General features: G+C 38.2%; 14 protein-coding genes. All 14 read right to left on the reverse strand.

The genetic code is table 11. The annotated features are described in order from the left end of the window. Nucleotides 1-155: 155 nt before the first annotated feature. The 14 genes from L654_RS0103970 to tssE all read right to left on the reverse strand — a co-directional run bounded on the left by L654_RS0103970 (nt 156) and on the right by tssE (nt 18,007). On the reverse strand, nt 156-638 hold the full coding sequence (locus L654_RS0103970; protein ID WP_024607329.1) for a hypothetical protein: 483 nt from the start codon (nt 636-638) through the stop codon (nt 156-158). A 60-nt stretch (nt 639-698) separates the two neighbouring features. Beyond that, nucleotides 699-1,199 carry a hypothetical protein gene (locus L654_RS0103975; protein ID WP_225305706.1) on the reverse strand — a complete coding sequence of 167 codons (501 nt, stop codon included), beginning with the start codon at nt 1,197-1,199 and terminating at the stop codon, nt 699-701. 27 nt (nt 1,200-1,226) lie between these two features. Continuing rightward, nucleotides 1,227-1,979 (reverse strand): hypothetical protein, encoded by a 753-nt coding sequence (locus L654_RS0103980; RefSeq protein ID WP_024607331.1) that lies wholly within the window; start codon nt 1,977-1,979, stop codon nt 1,227-1,229. After that, a complete protein-coding gene (locus tag L654_RS0103985) occupies nt 1,966-6,852 on the reverse strand; it encodes an RHS repeat-associated core domain-containing protein (RefSeq protein ID WP_024607332.1) in 4,887 nt (1,628 codons plus the stop codon). The genes L654_RS0103980 and L654_RS0103985 overlap by 14 nt, the downstream gene beginning before the upstream one ends. Further along, entirely contained in the window at nt 6,852-7,703 is an 852-nt protein-coding gene (locus L654_RS0103990; RefSeq protein ID WP_024607333.1) for a hypothetical protein, read from the reverse strand. Before L654_RS0103990 ends, L654_RS0103985 begins: the two co-directional genes overlap by 1 nt. Then, complete coding sequence (locus L654_RS0103995; protein ID WP_024607334.1) at nt 7,700-8,728, reverse strand: hypothetical protein; 1,029 nt, start codon at nt 8,726-8,728, stop codon at nt 7,700-7,702. Before L654_RS0103995 ends, L654_RS0103990 begins: the two co-directional genes overlap by 4 nt. A gap of 1 nt (nt 8,729) precedes the next feature. Beyond that, nucleotides 8,730-9,020, reverse strand: coding sequence for a PAAR domain-containing protein (locus tag L654_RS0104000; protein WP_024607335.1), 291 nt, complete (start codon nt 9,018-9,020; stop codon nt 8,730-8,732). Nucleotides 9,021-9,053: 33 nt separating this feature from the next. Beyond that, nucleotides 9,054-9,410 (reverse strand): hypothetical protein, encoded by a 357-nt coding sequence (locus tag L654_RS0104005; protein ID WP_024607336.1) that lies wholly within the window; start codon nt 9,408-9,410, stop codon nt 9,054-9,056. A gap of 7 nt (nt 9,411-9,417) precedes the next feature. After that, nucleotides 9,418-11,295 (reverse strand): type VI secretion system tip protein TssI/VgrG, encoded by a 1,878-nt coding sequence (gene tssI, locus L654_RS0104010; protein WP_024607337.1) that lies wholly within the window; start codon nt 11,293-11,295, stop codon nt 9,418-9,420. Nucleotides 11,296-11,368: 73 nt separating this feature from the next. Then, nucleotides 11,369-11,848 (reverse strand): type VI secretion system tube protein Hcp, encoded by a 480-nt coding sequence (locus L654_RS0104015; protein WP_024607338.1) that lies wholly within the window; start codon nt 11,846-11,848, stop codon nt 11,369-11,371. Nucleotides 11,849-12,086: 238 nt separating this feature from the next. Further along, on the reverse strand, nt 12,087-14,690 hold the full coding sequence (gene tssH / locus L654_RS0104020) for a type VI secretion system ATPase TssH (protein ID WP_024607339.1): 2,604 nt from the start codon (nt 14,688-14,690) through the stop codon (nt 12,087-12,089). 22 nt (nt 14,691-14,712) lie between these two features. After that, the gene (tssG, locus tag L654_RS0104025) at nt 14,713-15,702 is read right to left on the reverse strand and encodes a type VI secretion system baseplate subunit TssG (RefSeq protein ID WP_024607340.1); all 990 of its coding nucleotides are present in this window, start codon (nt 15,700-15,702) and stop codon (nt 14,713-14,715) included. Continuing rightward, entirely contained in the window at nt 15,699-17,525 is a 1,827-nt protein-coding gene (tssF, locus tag L654_RS0104030) for a type VI secretion system baseplate subunit TssF (protein WP_024607341.1), read from the reverse strand. Before tssF ends, tssG begins: the two co-directional genes overlap by 4 nt. Then, nucleotides 17,522-18,007: a type VI secretion system baseplate subunit TssE gene (tssE, locus tag L654_RS0104035; protein WP_024607342.1), complete on the reverse strand. Its 486-nt coding sequence runs from the start codon at nt 18,005-18,007 to the stop codon at nt 17,522-17,524. The genes tssF and tssE overlap by 4 nt, the downstream gene beginning before the upstream one ends. Nucleotides 18,008-18,015: the final 8 nt, after the last annotated feature.

Genomic DNA, 18,015 nt, shown 5'->3' on the forward strand with positions numbered 1-18,015 from the left:
CGACTTACGTAGTCATCACCCCATTTTTCTTTAAATTGCTTGCTGGGGTTGTTTTTTAGCGTAAAAGAAGCAACGTTTTGGAGTGTTAAGTGGGTCGTGTTTATACACATCATAATAAATAATTAGAACGCCTAGATAAGAGATATATTATTAAATTAATCGATTACGTCAATCTCTGTACCAAATGGCACCTTTAAGGCATTCTCAACCATGCGCTCTACTTTTTCGTCATTTAATTCCGATAACGAATCAAATAACATTTGACTAAACAGCAACGGTTTTTTAGCCTCATCCCTACTAAAATCTGCAAAAGGTGAATTGTCATAATTCTCTGACACTTTAAACCCTTTCAATTTACTTACTTGAAATTCAAGGCTTTTCAAATCACCTAGCTTTTTAACGTAATCAGTTATCTCTTCATCATCTTCCGGAAAGTGGTATAAAAAGATACCGCTTTCTGGTAGGTGATACTTTTTAACACATTCATCGCAGTACCAAGTTAAATCATAGCTATCATCGAGAAAATCGATTGCATATGGAATTGGCTTTATCTTCCTTTTGCTTGCCATGCTTTTTGCTAAATGACTACACACCTTTTGTGCTGTAATAAATTTATTTATCTCTTCTTTTGTAGGCATTATTTCTCCGTTTTCATCTAAGCAAAATATTAAAGCATCTTTTAAAATCGATTGAATGTTTTACTCTTCTATCAATACTACGATAGATTTATTCTGCTCTGCGGCATCTCTAAACGTGACAAAGTAGCGGTCGCGAACTATTTCATAAGCTTGCGGGTCGAGCTCACCAGCCCTATGCTCAACATCATCTACGAGGCCTTTACTTTCACTATTATCTATATCAACCTCAAAATACTTTTTTAGCAAAGGAAATAGGTCTTGCACCATCTCACTTGAAAAAAAGCCAAAAGAACCACTTATGTTAGCATCCGGCCCGATTAATTGATGAGGGAAATAGTTAAATGTACAAACTGGCAACAACCCTTGGCCACCTACTACGGCATCAAGTAACTCAATGGCCGGAATAAAACCACGCATATTGAGCTCTATAGATTGCCATCTAGTAGCTTCATCTTGGGTTATATCTAACAACTCTTGGTATTTTTGCTCATCACTTAAATTCAGTGTTGTGGGATAAACATCTTCATCAACAATAAAAAGATTAATTACACTACTCATCATTACCTCTTAAAATTAGTGGTGACAGATTTAATCATTAATTAAATATAATGGTAAATAAAGTGAATCAGTTTTACACTGCCAGCCATGCATATCTTTACCCAATTTAGCCATACTAAGCGCATTTAATGACATGACCGCATTTCCATCTTCTTTGAAGTCACCGTATTTACACTCATCAACGTGCCACGCAATGACTTTGTCAATGCTTGATTGCCATAATAAATCATCGCCAATGGTAAGACCTTTAATGGCCTCAATAAGAGGAACAATGTATTGTTGTACATCTTTATCTTTAGTTGATTTAGCCTCAGTAAGCGCATTTTCAATTTCTTCTTCCGGCAGTACTTGACCTGTGCCTATTTTAATTAATAGATGATCATATAAAAAAATAGCTTTCTTAGTCACGCTGCTGGTTGTAAAGCCATCTGCATGTTCACGTAATTTGCTTATTATTGATTCATCACCAAACAACAAAGCAACATTTAACTCACCTTGAATTGTCCACTCATTGTTGTGTCCTTTTAATTCAGGATCAAAGCCTGTTAAATACGCGAATGGCGCTGCTTTTTTTAAATAACACTTAGCTTCTTCATAATCTTCTAAAACGTAGTGTGCATATGCCAACTCTTGGTACTCTTCAGAAAGTATTTGTGCTGCTTCTTCTTTATCTTCTTGAGAAGCTAACGGATCGTTAATATCAGCAAGCCTGACCTCTATTACCATAGGTGAATCTTCAAAAAGTTCTTCAAATTCGAAATCATAATTATTAAGTTTTAACATTCTTTTTTTCCTTAGGAAGAGACTGTGATACACCGCCAACAATTCTACCGTCGACCTCTTCAGCTTCAATAACTAGTTTGGTAACTTTTGGTTTCTTTAGTTTTATAGCTTTCAAAAGATCTTTACCTAATTTATTCTTACCTTCGTATTTTTTAGATTTACTCATCGATTTCAAGCTATTTTTAACCCATTTATTCGTCATCTGGTCGCCTTTTTTTGCACCAGTTAACAATTTAGCACCAGGGCCTTTAGCTTCAACAACAAAGTACTCAATGACTTTGTTGTTTTCGTCTCGTTTAGCCCAGACCTGATCGACTCCTGGACCTGGTCCAAAGCCCATTTCCATTTTTGCTGGAGGTGGAGGGTCTGAAAACTCTTTTTCCATATACATGGAAGCACCGAGTTCACCTTTAGCCTCTGTAATCTTGGCTTTAAAAGCACCTTGCCTTCTCTTAGAATCACCTTTATCTATCGATTCAGCCAGTCGATCTTCGTAACGCTTTTTATAATCAGCAACTGCTTCTACATGCTTTTCAAGTGTTGTTTTTTCAGGCACCTTTTTTTCAGGTGGTCCAATTTTCCCTTTCATTAGTTTTTTTGTAAATAACAGAACTTTTCGATCTTCAATGTCAGAGTTATCAGGAACGTTCTCAATACCTCCAGCTTTCAACACATCAAATACATGCGTTAAACAACTTTGATTAACAGGATCATATAATGGTGTGTCCAAATTCTCTGGATTCCAATCAGCTCTATCGAGCGCCATGTCGCCTTCTCTAAGTAGCTGCCTTTGTAAGTCACTTGCTGCTAAAGCATTTGGTAATCTAATAGTCGTTTTTTCAATCGATTGCCCTGCAAAGTCTTCCTCATCGAAACCGATGATAAGTGTATTAGTTCTTGTGCCATCCTCTTCAATGCCACCATGCTGATGAGTTTTAGTGGTATCGAATTTTGTTTTAACTTGAATCGCAAAATGCATGTTTTTACCATGCCCAATTTTTATAATTGTGGCAGTCCCTTCCTTACAACTCAACCCAAACGGGTCCACCCAGTTAACAGGATTTGGCGCATATTGATAGTGGTTTATACCACCCACTAAACCAATCGGATCCTGATTTATAAAGCGCTGTTGTTTGGGGCTGTAGTAGCGATAACGGTTGTAATGCAAGCCGCTTTCCTCGTCTAAATATTGCCCCTGAAAGCGGATTGGCTGAGTGAAGGTGTTTTCTTTATCAAAGTTAGACTCGGCTTTTAGCTCTTCATAACCATACACATCGGCTTGGTTTTCCCACACGACTTCTGCTTTGTTGTTGGTAACAAAACGTGGGGTATTAAGTTGGTCTAGGTGGTAGTAATACACCTCACCTTTTTTAATCAGTGCTACTGGATGAAATTGATTTGGCAGGTTGATATACCAAGTATATGCACCGTGCTGGCATTCGCCGATTAACTGGTCGTTATCCCAAATGTAGTCAATTTTGCCCTGCTCGGTGTGCTTGGCAATTCGGCGACCTAATGGGTCGTAATCGTATTGAGTAAGCGTACCGTTGTTATTAAAGCAACTTAGCTGATTAAACGCGTTGTATTCACGGCGGGTTTTTATGCCTTTGCCGGTTTCGCGTATTTGATTACCAAACTCGTCGTAGTAAAAGTCGCTGTCGCCAAATTGTGTTAGGCGGTCGGCCTCGGTGGCACTGTTTATTATGGTGTTGTTAGTGCCTTCATTGTTTATTACTGAGTCAGCGTTGCTAATATTTTCACTACTACTTTCACTACTATTTGGCGCTAACTCGCTGTATTCGCTATGCGTGGCGTGTGTTAAATCAAAAGTAGAGCTGGCTGTATGCTCATCATCGGCAGCCTTATGTTTTGCAACTTGGTTGCCGTTAGCTGTATCGCTAGCTTCTGTACCGCTAGTGTCTGCATCGCTTGTGTTTGATTGAACAGCCTGGCTTTGCGGGTTACCAAAGCTATCCCACTTATAATGCGTAGTTGTATCAGCACGTGAGCTTGCTAAAGTTTGTTGTATTAACTGTCCGAGGCTGTTGTATTCAAAATTGATGTTTTGGCTGCTTACGCCTTCGTTTTTACGGGCAATTAGCTGGTTTACGCTGTCGTAGTTGTACGTACAAGTATCAAATAATGCTTGCGCTGGATGTGTAAGCTGCTGCTGCGTTAAACGGTTAAATACATCAAACTGTTGAGTAAGGGTAATACTGTTTCCAAACTGCTGGGTTTTAATATTACCTTGGCTGTCGTAGCTTAATGTTACAAGCGGCTTTGCGAGCTCAACCTCTTTGCTGTTGGTTTGCAATAAGTTAATACCGCTTAGCTGGCCAAACTGGTTGTAGCTGTATTTAAGGGTGGTTGAATCTGGCAGTGTCAGGGTTTGCCTTCTACCGTATTCGTCGTAGCTGTATTTTAAGGTATGCGCTTGTTGCTGATTATGTACTTGCTCAGCACACAATAATCGCCCGCCTTTATCAAACTGCTGCTTAAGTGTTGATTGCGCATTATGTGCACGCGCTATTTTACCTTGCTTTGTGTAGCGGTAATAATTGGCGTTATTAACAATACTTGAGTCGCTTGCAAGGCTTGCATGCTGTGCAGTTACACGGCCAAGACTATCGCGCTCTATTTTTACGTGGCGTTTGTTGCTTTGTGTTACTGAGGCTAAGCGGTTACAGGCATCGTATTTATATTGCTGTAGCGTGCCATCAAACCCGGTTATTTGTGTTGGGTTTTCGTTAGCGTCGTAACTTATACGGTATACGTGGCCATCGCTTCGCTCAATGGCTGTTAAGTTTCGCTCTTTGTCGTATGTTAAATGCAGTGCGCTGCCATCGGGCTGAATAACACAATGCGGTTGGCTTAGCCCTTCAAAGTGTTGCTCTGTGGTATCGCCTTTGCTGTTTTGCGAGCTAATTAATCGCCCTGCTTCGTCGTAGCTAAAGTATTGATACTGTTTATTTTCAGGCTCTTTTTCATCAAAGGCAATTGTTTGTGTAAGCTGGCCGTGCTCATTGTATTTATATTGAGTGAGTAAGCCTGCGTTATTAAGTGTGGCATTTACGCGGCCTAGGCTGTCGTAGCTGTAACGTATTAGCTCATCGTTGTGGTGTTTGGCTAACAGCTCGCCTTGCTCGTTCCAAATAAACTTAGTGATTTGGCCGTTTTTATTTATATGCTGGGTTAACTGGCCGAGCTTATCGTAGCTGTATAACGTAGTGCGGCCATCGCCAAAGGTTTCGCTTTGTAATAAGCCAGCCACACTGTATTTACGCGTAATGGTTTGGCCATCAGGTAAGGTAGTTAATACACGTTGCCCAAGTTGGTTGTAGGCAAAATGGGTTTGGCTACCATCTGGCTGCGTTAGTGTTTCTAATTGGCCATAAGGTGTGTAGCTATAGCGCGTTGTGCTGTTATCGGGCTTTATTTCACTGAGCTTTTGGCCTTGCGTATTGTATGTATATTGCCACACATTGCCATTAGGGTCGGTGTGTTTTACCAGTTTACCTTGTGCGTTATGTACAAAGTGCTCTTTGTGGCCGCGAGAGTCTATACAGGTTGTTTCACCAGCCCCTGAGTTATATTCAAACTGGTAAGTATAGGTGTTGTTATCGCCCCACTGCTTTATACATTTAGCACTCGGTGAATAGCTATCCCACTCAAAATGATGGCTAAAGCCACTGGCTCGGGTACGCTTTGTTAATAAATTAGCGGCGTTGTAGGCGTAGCGCTCAGTTTCGTTTTGCTGATTAGTTGACTGAACAAGGTTTTTGTTTTCATCATACTCGTAGCTTGCAAGCAATGGCGAAAGTATTTGCTGTTTGTTATTTTTGTCAGTGTGGTACGCTGCTATTTTGCTTAATAAACCTTGCGCGTTGTAGCTAATAATACAGCCACGTACTTTGTTTACTTCTATACGGTGTAGGCGCTCTTTTGCATCGTAATAAAACGCGATGCTTTGGCCTTTTTCGTTAATTATTTTTTCAAGCAACCATGCGCTTTCGCCAGGTTTAAAGGTAAGGTGTTGATCGTCTGGCGTTACAAGTACTTGCTTACCATTTGTTTGGTAATGTAGCGCAAGGTTACTACTTAACTGATAGCTCGATTGGCCAGGTTTTACCTTTTCAAATTTATGTTTAGCACCATGCTCGTCTTGGTACTCTAACCAGTAAGTCCCTTTTTGCTTAGGGCCCACTTTTGGCGGCGGCAAGTAATGCTCACTAAGGCTTGCCATAAAATCGTGGCGCCATCCATTACCCATTGTTGTGCACACATCAGCATGAGATGAGCGATACAAACGTCGCCACGCTAATTGGCGACTGCCTGCTAGGGTAAAGTCGATAAGCGGGAGGATTTCTTCGCCCGACAGCATCGAAACCGGATCTGAGCGGCACTCTTGATTTGTAATTGATTCTTCACTTGCTGTGCTATTACTTGCACCACCAGTATTTTTAGCGGGCGCTTGAGAGGCATTTTTACCTGAGGCTGTAGCGTTATTTTTATTGTTTGATTTTTTATTTCCAGCCCCACTGTTAGTGTTATCATTAACTTGAATTGAAGACTTAACTTTTTCACGGAAACATTTGATAGAACCAGCAGCAATCGCGACTATAAGTGAATTAGCAGTTTTACGTTGTCCGTCAGCTTTTGTTGCATCAGCACCTATACTTATAAGTAATTTAATAGCATCAAGACGTTTAGAGGGATCGTTTGTAAGCGTTTCACTTATCTGATCGACTAAATTACTTGCACTTACTGTATTATTAGTTACAACAGCTTCATAACCTGAAGGCGCCTTTGCAGCACCAGCAGTCAGGCAAATTGAGTAACTTGTTCCTTGTAAAACAACTGGATTACTTTGCATTAGTTGTGTACTTCCTCACTTATCCATAAGTATGATGCAGCCCCTTGGTGCTTTGCTTGTTCTTGCGAAATTATCAATGCATTTTTGCAATGACTTTCGATAGTGGGGCTGGTTGTTAATTGATACAATACCACTAACCCTTCAAGTGCACCTATTTGACCTAGTTTGTAGCAAGGTAGCTCATATTGTGTATGATCATTAATTAAATTACTGAGCAATTGTAACTCGTTTAACCATACTTCACTTTCTGGGTTAACACCGTTTCCTGGGGCGAAGATAATATCAATGAGCTGCTGGCTTTGATCAGCTAACCGAGTAAACATACCATTTAATTGATTATGTTTAATAAAGTCTACCGAGGGCACTATTTCATTGCTTATTTGCGACCAACCTGTTGTTTGCTGTTCAAGGGTTGTAACTGCTCCACCAATACCCTGGTAACTATATTGCCCTTGCTTATTCGCTTTATAGATTGTATCTATCGCAATTACATTCACTTTTACCCATTCATTTTTTTTAGCCAAACCAACAGCAAAGTGCACACTAGACGCACCATAAAACAAAAAGTGTTGAGCATGCTCTGGATATAATTGCTGTAAACTGCTTTGGAGCACCTGTTTAAGCTCACTCTGATACGACAACGCAGGTAAAAGCCAAATTAAGGGGGCATTTAAATTTTTTACTTGGCCCATCAACTCTTTTGATTTAACGATACAATCGTAAATACACACTTCCCAAGATTGCCAATTAACTTCACTCAAGCTACTTGTTTCGTCACCATATAATAAATCGTCAACACTTTGAGCTGTTGGAAACGAAAAGTAATCAAGCATTAAACTAAAAGCGTTCATACCGGTGCTCCAACGTTTACTCTTTTAGCTTTAACATATTGATTATATGTGTATAAGTTAAAAACTGCTTGGCTGTATGAATCCATAGCAGACATTTGTATCGCATTTAAATGTTCATTCAATGCTTTACCAGCGAGTAACCTTTTTGAAGATAATTCATTTTCGTAAGCTGGCCAGTTAAGCTGCAATTGTTGCTGAAAAGCTGTGAATGCTTGTAGATCACCGCTACAAGCTTGCATTTGTATTTCAAATTTTACAAGTAAGTCTAACTTTTCACCTAAAGTACGTTTCATTAGCACAACTATTTGCTCTGGCTTTTCTACTGTATGCAAAGCTGTATTAGCAAGCAGTATAAATTTTACAAAACCACTTTGCAGTAGCACTTGTAAAGTGCCATCTACACATAACATATTGCTTGCATGATTACTGACGGCGTTAACTTGTTCAGAACTAAGAGATAATAAAAAAAGTGACATTAACGGTGAGTTAACAAGCTCACATTGGTTAAGGTTATCAAAAATATCGATTAGTTTTTTTGTATCAGATTTACTGGTTACAACTAAAATATTCTTTATAGAATCGAGTGCCTGTTTTGATACTTTAGCTTTGGGGGTGTGCGCTAAAAGTAAAATAGTTATATCAATTAGAGGTATTAAATTAAGGCTATGTTGCTGAAGTAAAACCTTACATATGGTAGATTTTGCTAATACGCTTAATTTTGGTTCATCAAGTAAGCCATTGATAAAATTAATATTTACGTTTTTCGGTAGGTTTGCCATTATTTCAACACAACCTTGCGCAATAACATTTTCACTGTAGCCGTCTTGAACAAAGTCAATAAGCTGCTCTAAAGTCGGTATTATAAATTCATGGCTTAAATTATTACGTTTAGCCTTTAACCAAGATGATTCTAACAGCCTTTTTTTTAACGATTTAACATACCCTACAGAAGTAAACGGACAAAGTTGAGCATTACTAATAATGAGTAATTGATCTTGGTGATTACTTATATAGTTAAACAGCAAATTAGCCACCGATCAAAACGGTAGGATTTCCAACAACAATTTTTCCGCCATGAGAGCTATCATCTCCCATTCTTGCTGCTGGTTTACCATTAATTTTAACTGAGCCAGAGCCTGTTTTAATACTGTCAGGTGGCCCTATACATACCATCATATCGCCTTTACGCGCTGCTGGCATACTTCCTATCAATACATTGGTCGAGCCTAAAACAATAGGGCCGCCAACATGAGGCACAGTACCTGTTGTTTTAGGACACACATGCATGTGACCAATTGTAGCTGCGGGCTTACCCATTTAGACTCCTTGTCTAGTTATATTTGATTAATGCTATTCGTATAATGGGATGATTAATAATTTACTTTGTTTTACTAAAAGCGATAACTCTTCAATTAATTCACTCTTAGTATAATCTGAAAGCGCCACCATACTTTGCATTGCATATTGATATAATACTGAAGTAACATTTTCACTGTTTAATGATGTATGCAAGTATATAAAAAACTGTTGAGCGTAATAGCCATCCATCGCCTTTAAATGATTTAATGCAGGATTTAGCAATGGATCATTTGGCTTGTTAATTGGTAAACATATTAAATGAGGCAAGCCATAACGACAGTATACAACGTGCCCGTTGTTATTTATGCCATTCCTAAGACCACTTTGAAAACTACTTATTATTTCCATAATTACACTAATTTAATTTAATTACACCAGCAGATAAAGTAATAGCACTGCCATCAACTTTTATATTACTACCTTTAATGTCTATATTAGTGCCTTCGATAGTTATATTGCCACTGCTACTCATTTTAATTTGTGCTGAGCCTGTTTTAATAACAATTTCGTCGCCTGCTTCTATATTTAAAGTTTTGCCTACTTTTAACGTATCGCCTTCACCAATATCAGCAAGACGGTTTTTAGCTACTTTTAGACTATCATTATTAGCAATTTCTGCTTTACGGTCATTACCTATTTCAATATTATGATCGTGATCGGTTTTGTCATTTTGATCATTTTTGACATAAAGCTGTTTATCTTTTTCGGCCTGTATATATACAAGCTCACTGCCTTTTTTGTCTTCAAACCGAAGCTCGTTAAAGTTATCTGCGCCACCTTCTTTAGTTGAACGCGTTTTAATACCGCTTTGCGTTTTCTCTGCAGGCAATGCATATGGAGGCATTAAATCAGCGTTATAAATTGCACCACTAATAATAGGCTGATCTGGATCACCATTTATAAAATCAACTAATACTTCTTGACCTACTCGGGGAAAGAAAAATGCGCCCCATTTTTTCCCGGCCCAGTTTTGTGATACTCGAATCCAACATGAACTCTTTGAATCTTTTTTACCTTCTCTGTCCCAATCAAATTGAACTTTTACACGGCCAAATTGATCTATCATTATTTCGTCGGCGCTATCACCGGTTACTATTGCAGTTTGCACACCATTTATTACAGGCTTTTTCTTATTAATTTGTGCTCTGTAAGGTATTTCTTTTGGTACACATTCAAAGTGATTTGAGTAAACTTCTTCTGCGGAGCCTTGTTGGGCGCCAGACTGATTTGGTACTGTTATTGATGTCATCATTGACGTAATAACAAATGTTTTACCTTCAAGCCTTGGGTCTTCATGCTTTTTAAAAGCAAATAGTTTACCAACGGTAAATGAACGACAATCGCTTTTACCACTAGATAACTTCATATCTCTTTGAAGCGATTCCAATTGCACCGACGCCATACTTGCTGCACGAGGGTGGCATTCAGATTCACCAGTGTATTCAAATATTTCAGATACTGATTGAGTTGGCAATTCAGGGTTTGCTTGTTCGCCGTCAGGATATCTTGATGGCTGTTTAAAGTCATAACCTACACGTTTAAAGCTGCCTGGCGCTATGCTTAAACCACCTTGCCAGCGCGACACATGCGATTCACTAAGGTGACCTGTTGAATAAACTACTTTCGCCTCGCCACACACTTCGTAAGCTGTAATATCGTCAGCTAAAACTAATGTATGGTTACTTTTTGTGTGATCAAAAAAGTAAAAAATACCTTCGTGCTGAAGTAAGCGTTGAATAAAATCAAAATCAGATTCTTGATATTGAACACAATATTCATATTTAGGGTAGGTTTTGCTCGTTTTATCTGAAAAGGCAACGTTATGTTGGCCAAATAAGTCAGCAAAAATATCTTTAATTGTTTTCTTTTGAAAAATGCGGCTATTTTTACGATTTCGCATAGACGCTGCGAAAGGAACAATAGTCGCTTGATAATCTATATAATTTTTTTGCTCGTCAACATCAGCTGTACGACTACCATTTGAAACCAAATGACTAACAATACCGTGATAATAACGCTCACCACTGCCTTCTGCATTTCTTACTTTAATAGATACAGGTTTACCAACTAAATCTTCATGCGCTATTTGCTTTCCAATAGTGTACATATTGGCAGACATTACAAATAGATCTGACATTGCCTCTTGGGCAACAAAACGAGTTAAATAGAGGGCATCTTTACCAGCAGGGGTGCTAATTTGAATTACGTTTTTGTCTTGTGTTGCTTTTTGCATTCCTTGCTTTTCCTGTCCTAAAGATCAAAAAAAGCTCTGAGCAATGCCCAGAGCTACTATTAGGCAACAAATATTACATTTGTTGACCTTTAACACCGCTGTAACCGTATACAAGTGGAGCAGTAATGTTATTTTTGTCGTCTGTAGGAGTAACAGTCATCATCATTTCTGTGTAGCTGATAGTGATTGTTTCGATTGGACGATCGTTCTGTACTGATACAGAGTAGCTAGAAATCATTGCATCTGTTAGTTCGATTTTCATGATTTCTTCAACTTTATCACCTTGTTTAGTGATATGGAAAATAGCAGGTAAACCCTTACCAATTGTAGCTTCTTTGAAAAGATCCGGAGATGCTTTATCTTGAAGTTTAGTAATTGTTACGTCGCCTAAACGAGTTGAGCTAGATTCACGGTCCATTGCTGTACCAGTCGCTGAGCTAATTTCACGGCTAATATTCCAATCAAGAGATAATACTGTGATTAAATCTTTGAATGACTCAGCTGTAGTTTCGCCTTTGATTGAACCGTATTTTAAATATGTATTTGCTTGCATTTGATAATGCTCCTTTTAATTAAACAATGTTATCCATTAATACTGGATTATTTACTTTGGTTTCCCAAAATTCCTTTGAAATCATTATCTTTAAAACAGCAATGAAAAGGTCTTCAGAACTCCTTTCCCTAGATGAAGACAATGTCTCAAAAATTCCATGTAGTTACCTAAGACGACAAAATTATAATGCCCTAAAACTAAAGAAACAACCTATAACTTGGTTATATTTTAATAAACTTTAATTTAGCTCAACTTCAAATTCATTATCTTTAACTAATAACGATATACTATTAACTTTATTACCTTCTACAACACTCGATAACAATACTTCTGATAATAAAGGCAATACTTTATTTTGCAATATAGTATGTATATTACGTGCACCAGAACCTGCATTGTGACAGTTAGCAATAATATACTCAATCACGTCATCTTTATAAGTAAGCTCTGCATCATAATGCTTTTTAACACGCTTAATTATTTTATTTATTTGAAGAGCAGCAATTTGTGTCAGAATATCATCACTTAATGGGATGTAAGGTATTACGTTTATTCGCCCTAAAAATGCAGGTTTAAATGATCCTAACAAGTCATCTTGTAATGCTTTTAATAAACCTTTAATACTTGGCTTACTTTCTTCATCTTCAAATAGGCTCATAGTGGTATCGGTACCCACGTTCGAGGTCATAATAATTATTGTGTTTTTAAAATCGATGTCTCGGCCTTCACCATCTTTTATTGTACCTTTATCAAACACTTGGTAAAAAATATCTTGAACGCCAGGATGTGCTTTTTCCATTTCATCTAGAAGTACAACACTATAAGGTTTCCTTCTTACGGCTTCGGTTAAAATCCCGCCTTCACCATAACCTACGTAACCTGGAGGCGAGCCAAGTAATAAAGAAACTTTATGCTCTTCTTTAAACTCCGACATGTTAATAATTGTTACGTTATCTTCGCTTCCATAAACTTCTTGAGCTAGTGAAAGTGCTGTTTCAGTTTTACCGACACCACTAGGTCCGGCAAGCATAAATATACCGTTTGGACGGCTTTCATCAGCTAATTGAGCACGAGACGTTTGTACAACCTTAGCAATTAAGTCCAGTGCATGATCTTGCCCTACTACACGCTGCTTCATTTGATTTGCTAGATTTAAAATGCCATGAATTTCATCTTCATGCATTTTACCTACAGGTATACCTGTCCAATCCGAAATTACTTGTGCAATTAACTCTTCATCAACCTGCCAATGCACCATATTGTGCTCAAAAGAAGCTAGCTTCTGTTTACTCTCCTTTAATTTTTCTAGCATTTCAGTTGATGAGTCGTCACTTTGAGAATTAATAGACTCAAGCGCTTTATTTAATTCGGTAACAATTTCTTTTTCTACGATAAACTGCTCATTTAGCGGCTGTAGTTGCTTCTCAATATCCACTAACTCTACTTTTAAAAAGTCTAGCTGTTCTGAGTGATCTAATCCTGTTTTCTGTTCACGCTTTAACATCAACACTTGAGTTTCTATCTCGCTCAAACGGTTAACTAGTTGTTCAATCGTACTTGGCGTAGATGCTTGACTCATTGCAACACGTGCACAGGCTGTATCAAGCAAAGCGACTGCTTTATCTGGTAACTGCCTTGCTGTTATATAGCGATGCGATAAGTGAACGGCACTCTCTAGTGCTTGCTCAGAAATAAATACTTTATGGTGACGCTCCATTACTGGAACTAGCCCACGCAACATTGCTACCGCTTTTTCTGGTGTTGGCTCTTCAACCTTAACAACTTGGAAGCGACGCGTTAACGCGGCATCCTTTTCAAAAAACTTTTTATATTCAGCCCATGTTGTAGCTGCAATTGTTCGTAATTCGCCACGCGCTAAAGCTGGCTTTAATAAGTTAGCCGCGTCGTTTTGACCAGCCGCACCACCACTACCAATCATGGTATGCGCTTCATCAATAAACAAAATCACTGGGTCAACTGCGTTTTTAACTTCATTAATTAAAGATTTTAAGCGGTTTTCAAACTCGCCTTTCATACCTGCACCAGCTTGTAATAAAGCTAAGTCGAGGCTATGAATTTTTACATTCTGAAGCACAGCTGGCACATCTTTTTGAGCGATTCTAAGTGCCAAACCTTCTACAACAGCTGTTTTACCAACACCCGCTTCACCTGTAAGTATTGGATTATTTTGACGGCGTCTTGTTAAAATATCGACCATCTGGCGAATTTCAAAGTCTCGCCCAAGGATAGGGTCTATTTTGCCAGCGAGTGCTTGCGCTGTTAAATCGACAGTAAATTGATCTAGACTCGGCGTTTTAGAATTTAAACTTGTTTGCGTTGTTGCACCTTGGACCGATTGATTTCGCTCTTCTGACTGGGCGACAATTTCAGGCCAAGCATGTAATAACTGCCCTGGTTCTATTTTATTAAAAAGCTTACTACAACGAGTTACTAAACTAGAGAGCGTATCATCTTTAGTTAGTGTATAAATAACGTACGCACTACGGATTTGATTGTCAGTAAATTCAATACTTGTGCTCAACCATGATTGCTTTAATAAGCTAGTCACGTGAACTGATAAACTAGGTGAAGATTCACTGCCGGTTTTTAAAGACTCTAGTGAGTGATTCAGATCTTGTTGAACTTTGTCGATATCTATATCGAATGATCCAAATATAAGCCTAACGTCATCAAGTTTTTGTTCAATCATAGCAAGCAACCAATGCTCTAATTCAACTGTAAAATGACTTCTGCTATTACAAATTGCAACAGCCGCTTCTAGACTTTTTCTACAATCAGGACTCAATTTTTCAACTAATTTATTCAGTGTCATCGAAGACATACGCTGTTCCTTTTAATTTTAATTATCCTTTAAACGATAACTTAGTAGGGTTAGTGTTTAATGTATTTTTACGGGCGCCTAAAAAGCTATTTGCGCCAAGTTGGCAATCATTCTTAGATAGTGTTGCAGCTTCTAGCTCGTCAAAGTTAGATTCAATCACTAAACGAAATTGAACTGCATTTCCTACATAATCTTTAATTATTTTATTTGTTAATTCGAACAATGTTCCTTTTGGTAACAATGCTCTGGCTTTGCTCGGATCATTTGAAGAAATGTGAACCTCTATATTTGACGAAATATCCCAGACTTTATTTCCAATAACAGTATCAACACCTAGGCATGCATGTTGCCCTTCATAAAGAGTCTGACTTGCCAAGCGTGTTTGTTCTTGTGGATTGAGATCGTGCCATTGACCAATCATTTGCTTAATCGTTACGTCACAGCCTAAATAAGAAGATAAAATACTTTTTAAATCAGAGGCATTTCTTATTTTACGACTATACAAGCCCGAAAAGTGAAGTTGGTGTTCGTTATAGCCACCGCTTAAAAGCCCTAGTATTTGTGTATAGGGGTCTTTGTTTTTATCTTTATTTACATGATTAAGAGATGGCTTATACTTTTTCCACGCTCTGTAATACAACGAAATTAGACGATGATTAAACATGTCATAAAAGTCACGCATCGTTGTGTCTTTGTAGCGAAGTCGCTGCATTACTAGTTCGCTATAAAACTGAGGTAAAGCGCCTGAGCATCCCGTTAATCCCATAAATGAGACCTGCATGTTTACTTTATGTAATCCATCTTCAAAACTTGTCTCTTCTAACTTGGTAATTGCATTACCTGGGTAGCCAAATTTTTGTGTTGCAGTAAACCTAATAAGCTCCTGCTTTGGATTGCTATCGTAACCAACATGTCTATGTTCTAAGCCATGCTTTTTAAGCTGGTTTTCTATTATAAAAACAGCCTTGTAAAAATCTATTTGTGATGCTTGAGAAATAATATGCTTAATCATAAAAGAGGACTATCGCCTACTCTAGCTGGCCATTGATAATATAATTCCTCTTGTTCTTTCAGTCTCAAGCTCACACGAGTAAAGCTATTAATTGCAGAAAACTGTGCGAAGAAATGATCAAGTATAGTCGCGAAGAAAAACATACCACTGCCAGAAAAATCATCATTAGCAAACGTTATTTCAATATCGCTTCCTGTTGCAAAACTTACTCTGCCACTTTGTACCACTCTTGCTGTTGATGGTTTAATTAAAACCCTATATATGTTATCAATCATGCCCTTAGTTTGTGGTGATGCTCTAAAATCATATAGTCGAAGTACTTCCTTCAACTTTTTACACGCGTCATCACCACTAAAAGCATCTAGTGTTAAATGATTCACTAATTGCCACCGGGTTGCATCAGCTAATATAGGTCTAACGGCATGAGTAAATGGAATTAAACACCGTATTTTTTTAATTACATCACCACGTTCAGGCATCAGTAAGCCCAACTCGTCATCACCAAAAGGCATACTGGCTGGTAAGTTTCTGTTGCTACAATTTGCACGTACGGTTAAAACTGTATTGCCTTCTCCGTAAGCCATTGCGCTATTCTCAAACGTAGCATCAACAAGTGACAAAAATGTTTCTGTGCCCGACTCAACATAGCCGCCTGCCCATGACGCCGTTTCTCTGCGAATATGCCAAAATAAATCATCGTGTCCGTGATATTTAGGGTGTGTTTGCCCGTAAAAAGGCGATACGACCTGCTTGTTACCTTTATGGTCAAAAGCGATAACTTCTGAAAGACCGATAACCTCTGAAATTTCTGAGTCCATGTAGCGCGGTGTTAATTTATACTCGTATTCACTTATTTCTGGACGTATTGGCTCTAACTCTTGCTCGAACATGTTAATAATTGGCGTACAGCCGAGTAAAAACATGCTCTTATCAACCTGCTTTTCAAGCTCTGCAGATTCAGTATCTAGATAAAAATATAAGGTACATTGATTCGATTTTTTTGGTAGTGAGGATTTAATTCCGTCTAATTCAAAAAACCTGAATTTTTCTGGGAAAGTAAAATTTTCAACCAATAAGCGATAACCCGCAGACGAACGCTTAGAGTAAGGGACAACAGCTTCATTCACATCAAAACCAACGGCTTTAAGTTGATTTTTGGATAAGTATTTAATCCCTTCTTCACCGTTATCAATAGCAATTCCGATACAATGCTTAAATAAAAGCTCGTAAACTTTTAAAGTATGATGCCATTGACCATTAATAAAAATGCGTAATTTTTCCAGCCCTGTTTCAGCAAGAGATACACCTTTGTACTCCCCTGTTAGCTCAAGTTTAAATATTGATTTAGCTTTTTCATGCCACCTTGGTTTTGGCGCCACAAATGGGCTGTTATCAAATTGAGCACTTGTGATTTCTACAGGCCATAAATATGTTTCATAACACGTCTGAAATTTACACTGCTTCATTGACTCAACGTTAGTTTCTACTTCACTGGCTCTGGGAATAACTATCCCCGTAGTAGATAGGTTTTCAGCTTCTAGCTTAACAATCGACATTGAAGGAATTGGAGCTTGATAATCAGGCAGCATTTGTCCTAGTAAAGCATCTGTTAGCTCTGGAAAACTGTCATCTAATTTTTGCCTGATGTTTGCTGTCAAAAAAGCGAATGATTCAATTAATCTTGATACATGAGGGTCTTCAATATGATCTTCACTAAGCTTTAAGCGCCCAGCTACCTTTGGATATTTATCGGCAAAATCTTTACCTAGATGACGCACAAATGCTAATTCACGATTATAATATTTTAATAATTCATCGTTCATAAAGATGCCTCAATAATTTTCATACCCAAATTAACGGGTTCAACTTCAGAGTCAAAACTAATAAATTCAGGCTCAGGGTCTGCGTATAAAAGTGCGTTTATTCTAAGGTTTAGTACGCGATTAATGGGGACTTCGTCGTCAGTAAATACTTCGACCTCAAGAAACCTAGGTTCAAACTTTAAAATTGTATTTCTAACTGTTTCACACAACAAAGTCCGCCCTTCATGAGAGCTCACTGACATACTAGAAAAATCTGGCAAACCATACGACAAGCAAGACGTTGCTAACTCGTCGTATTGTGATGGCCATGTATGCCATTGAATCCGAGCATTAAGCAGTGCTTCAATATCTCTTCGTACATTTTTCCTCAGTTCACTAATTGTTATTCCCTCTGTACGAGAAGGTGCATCTTGAAAGTCAGGCTCATCATCAATGAGCCTGTCTAAAATAGATGCTTGAAGCTGTTGTTTATGCTCAATCATAATTAATC

The organism is Pseudoalteromonas sp. TAB23, from assembly GCF_000498075.1.
GTDB classification, from domain to species: domain Bacteria; phylum Pseudomonadota; class Gammaproteobacteria; order Enterobacterales; family Alteromonadaceae; genus Pseudoalteromonas; species Pseudoalteromonas arctica.

Bases quoted from the DNA above. Each gene is read 5' to 3' on its own strand.
- L654_RS0103970 (WP_024607329.1), bottom strand. From the start codon at position 638: ATGCCTACAAAAGAAGAGATAAATAAATTTATTACAGCACAAAAGGTG.
- L654_RS0103975 (WP_225305706.1), bottom strand. From the start codon at position 1,199: ATGATGAGTAGTGTAATTAATCTTTTTATTGTTGATGAAGATGTTTAT.
- L654_RS0103980 (WP_024607331.1), bottom strand. From the start codon at position 1,979: ATGTTAAAACTTAATAATTATGATTTCGAATTTGAAGAACTTTTTGAA.
- L654_RS0103985 (WP_024607332.1), bottom strand. From the start codon at position 6,852: ATGCAAAGTAATCCAGTTGTTTTACAAGGAACAAGTTACTCAATTTGC.
- L654_RS0103990 (WP_024607333.1), bottom strand. From the start codon at position 7,703: ATGAACGCTTTTAGTTTAATGCTTGATTACTTTTCGTTTCCAACAGCT.
- L654_RS0104000 (WP_024607335.1), bottom strand. From the start codon at position 9,020: ATGGGTAAGCCCGCAGCTACAATTGGTCACATGCATGTGTGTCCTAAA.
- L654_RS0104005 (WP_024607336.1), bottom strand. From the start codon at position 9,410: ATGGAAATAATAAGTAGTTTTCAAAGTGGTCTTAGGAATGGCATAAAT.
- tssI (WP_024607337.1), bottom strand. From the start codon at position 11,295: ATGCAAAAAGCAACACAAGACAAAAACGTAATTCAAATTAGCACCCCT.
- L654_RS0104015 (WP_024607338.1), bottom strand. From the start codon at position 11,848: ATGCAAGCAAATACATATTTAAAATACGGTTCAATCAAAGGCGAAACT.
- tssH (WP_024607339.1), bottom strand. From the start codon at position 14,690: ATGTCTTCGATGACACTGAATAAATTAGTTGAAAAATTGAGTCCTGAT.
- tssG (WP_024607340.1), bottom strand. From the start codon at position 15,702: ATGATTAAGCATATTATTTCTCAAGCATCACAAATAGATTTTTACAAG.
- tssF (WP_024607341.1), bottom strand. From the start codon at position 17,525: ATGAACGATGAATTATTAAAATATTATAATCGTGAATTAGCATTTGTG.
- tssE (WP_024607342.1), bottom strand. From the start codon at position 18,007: ATGATTGAGCATAAACAACAGCTTCAAGCATCTATTTTAGACAGGCTC.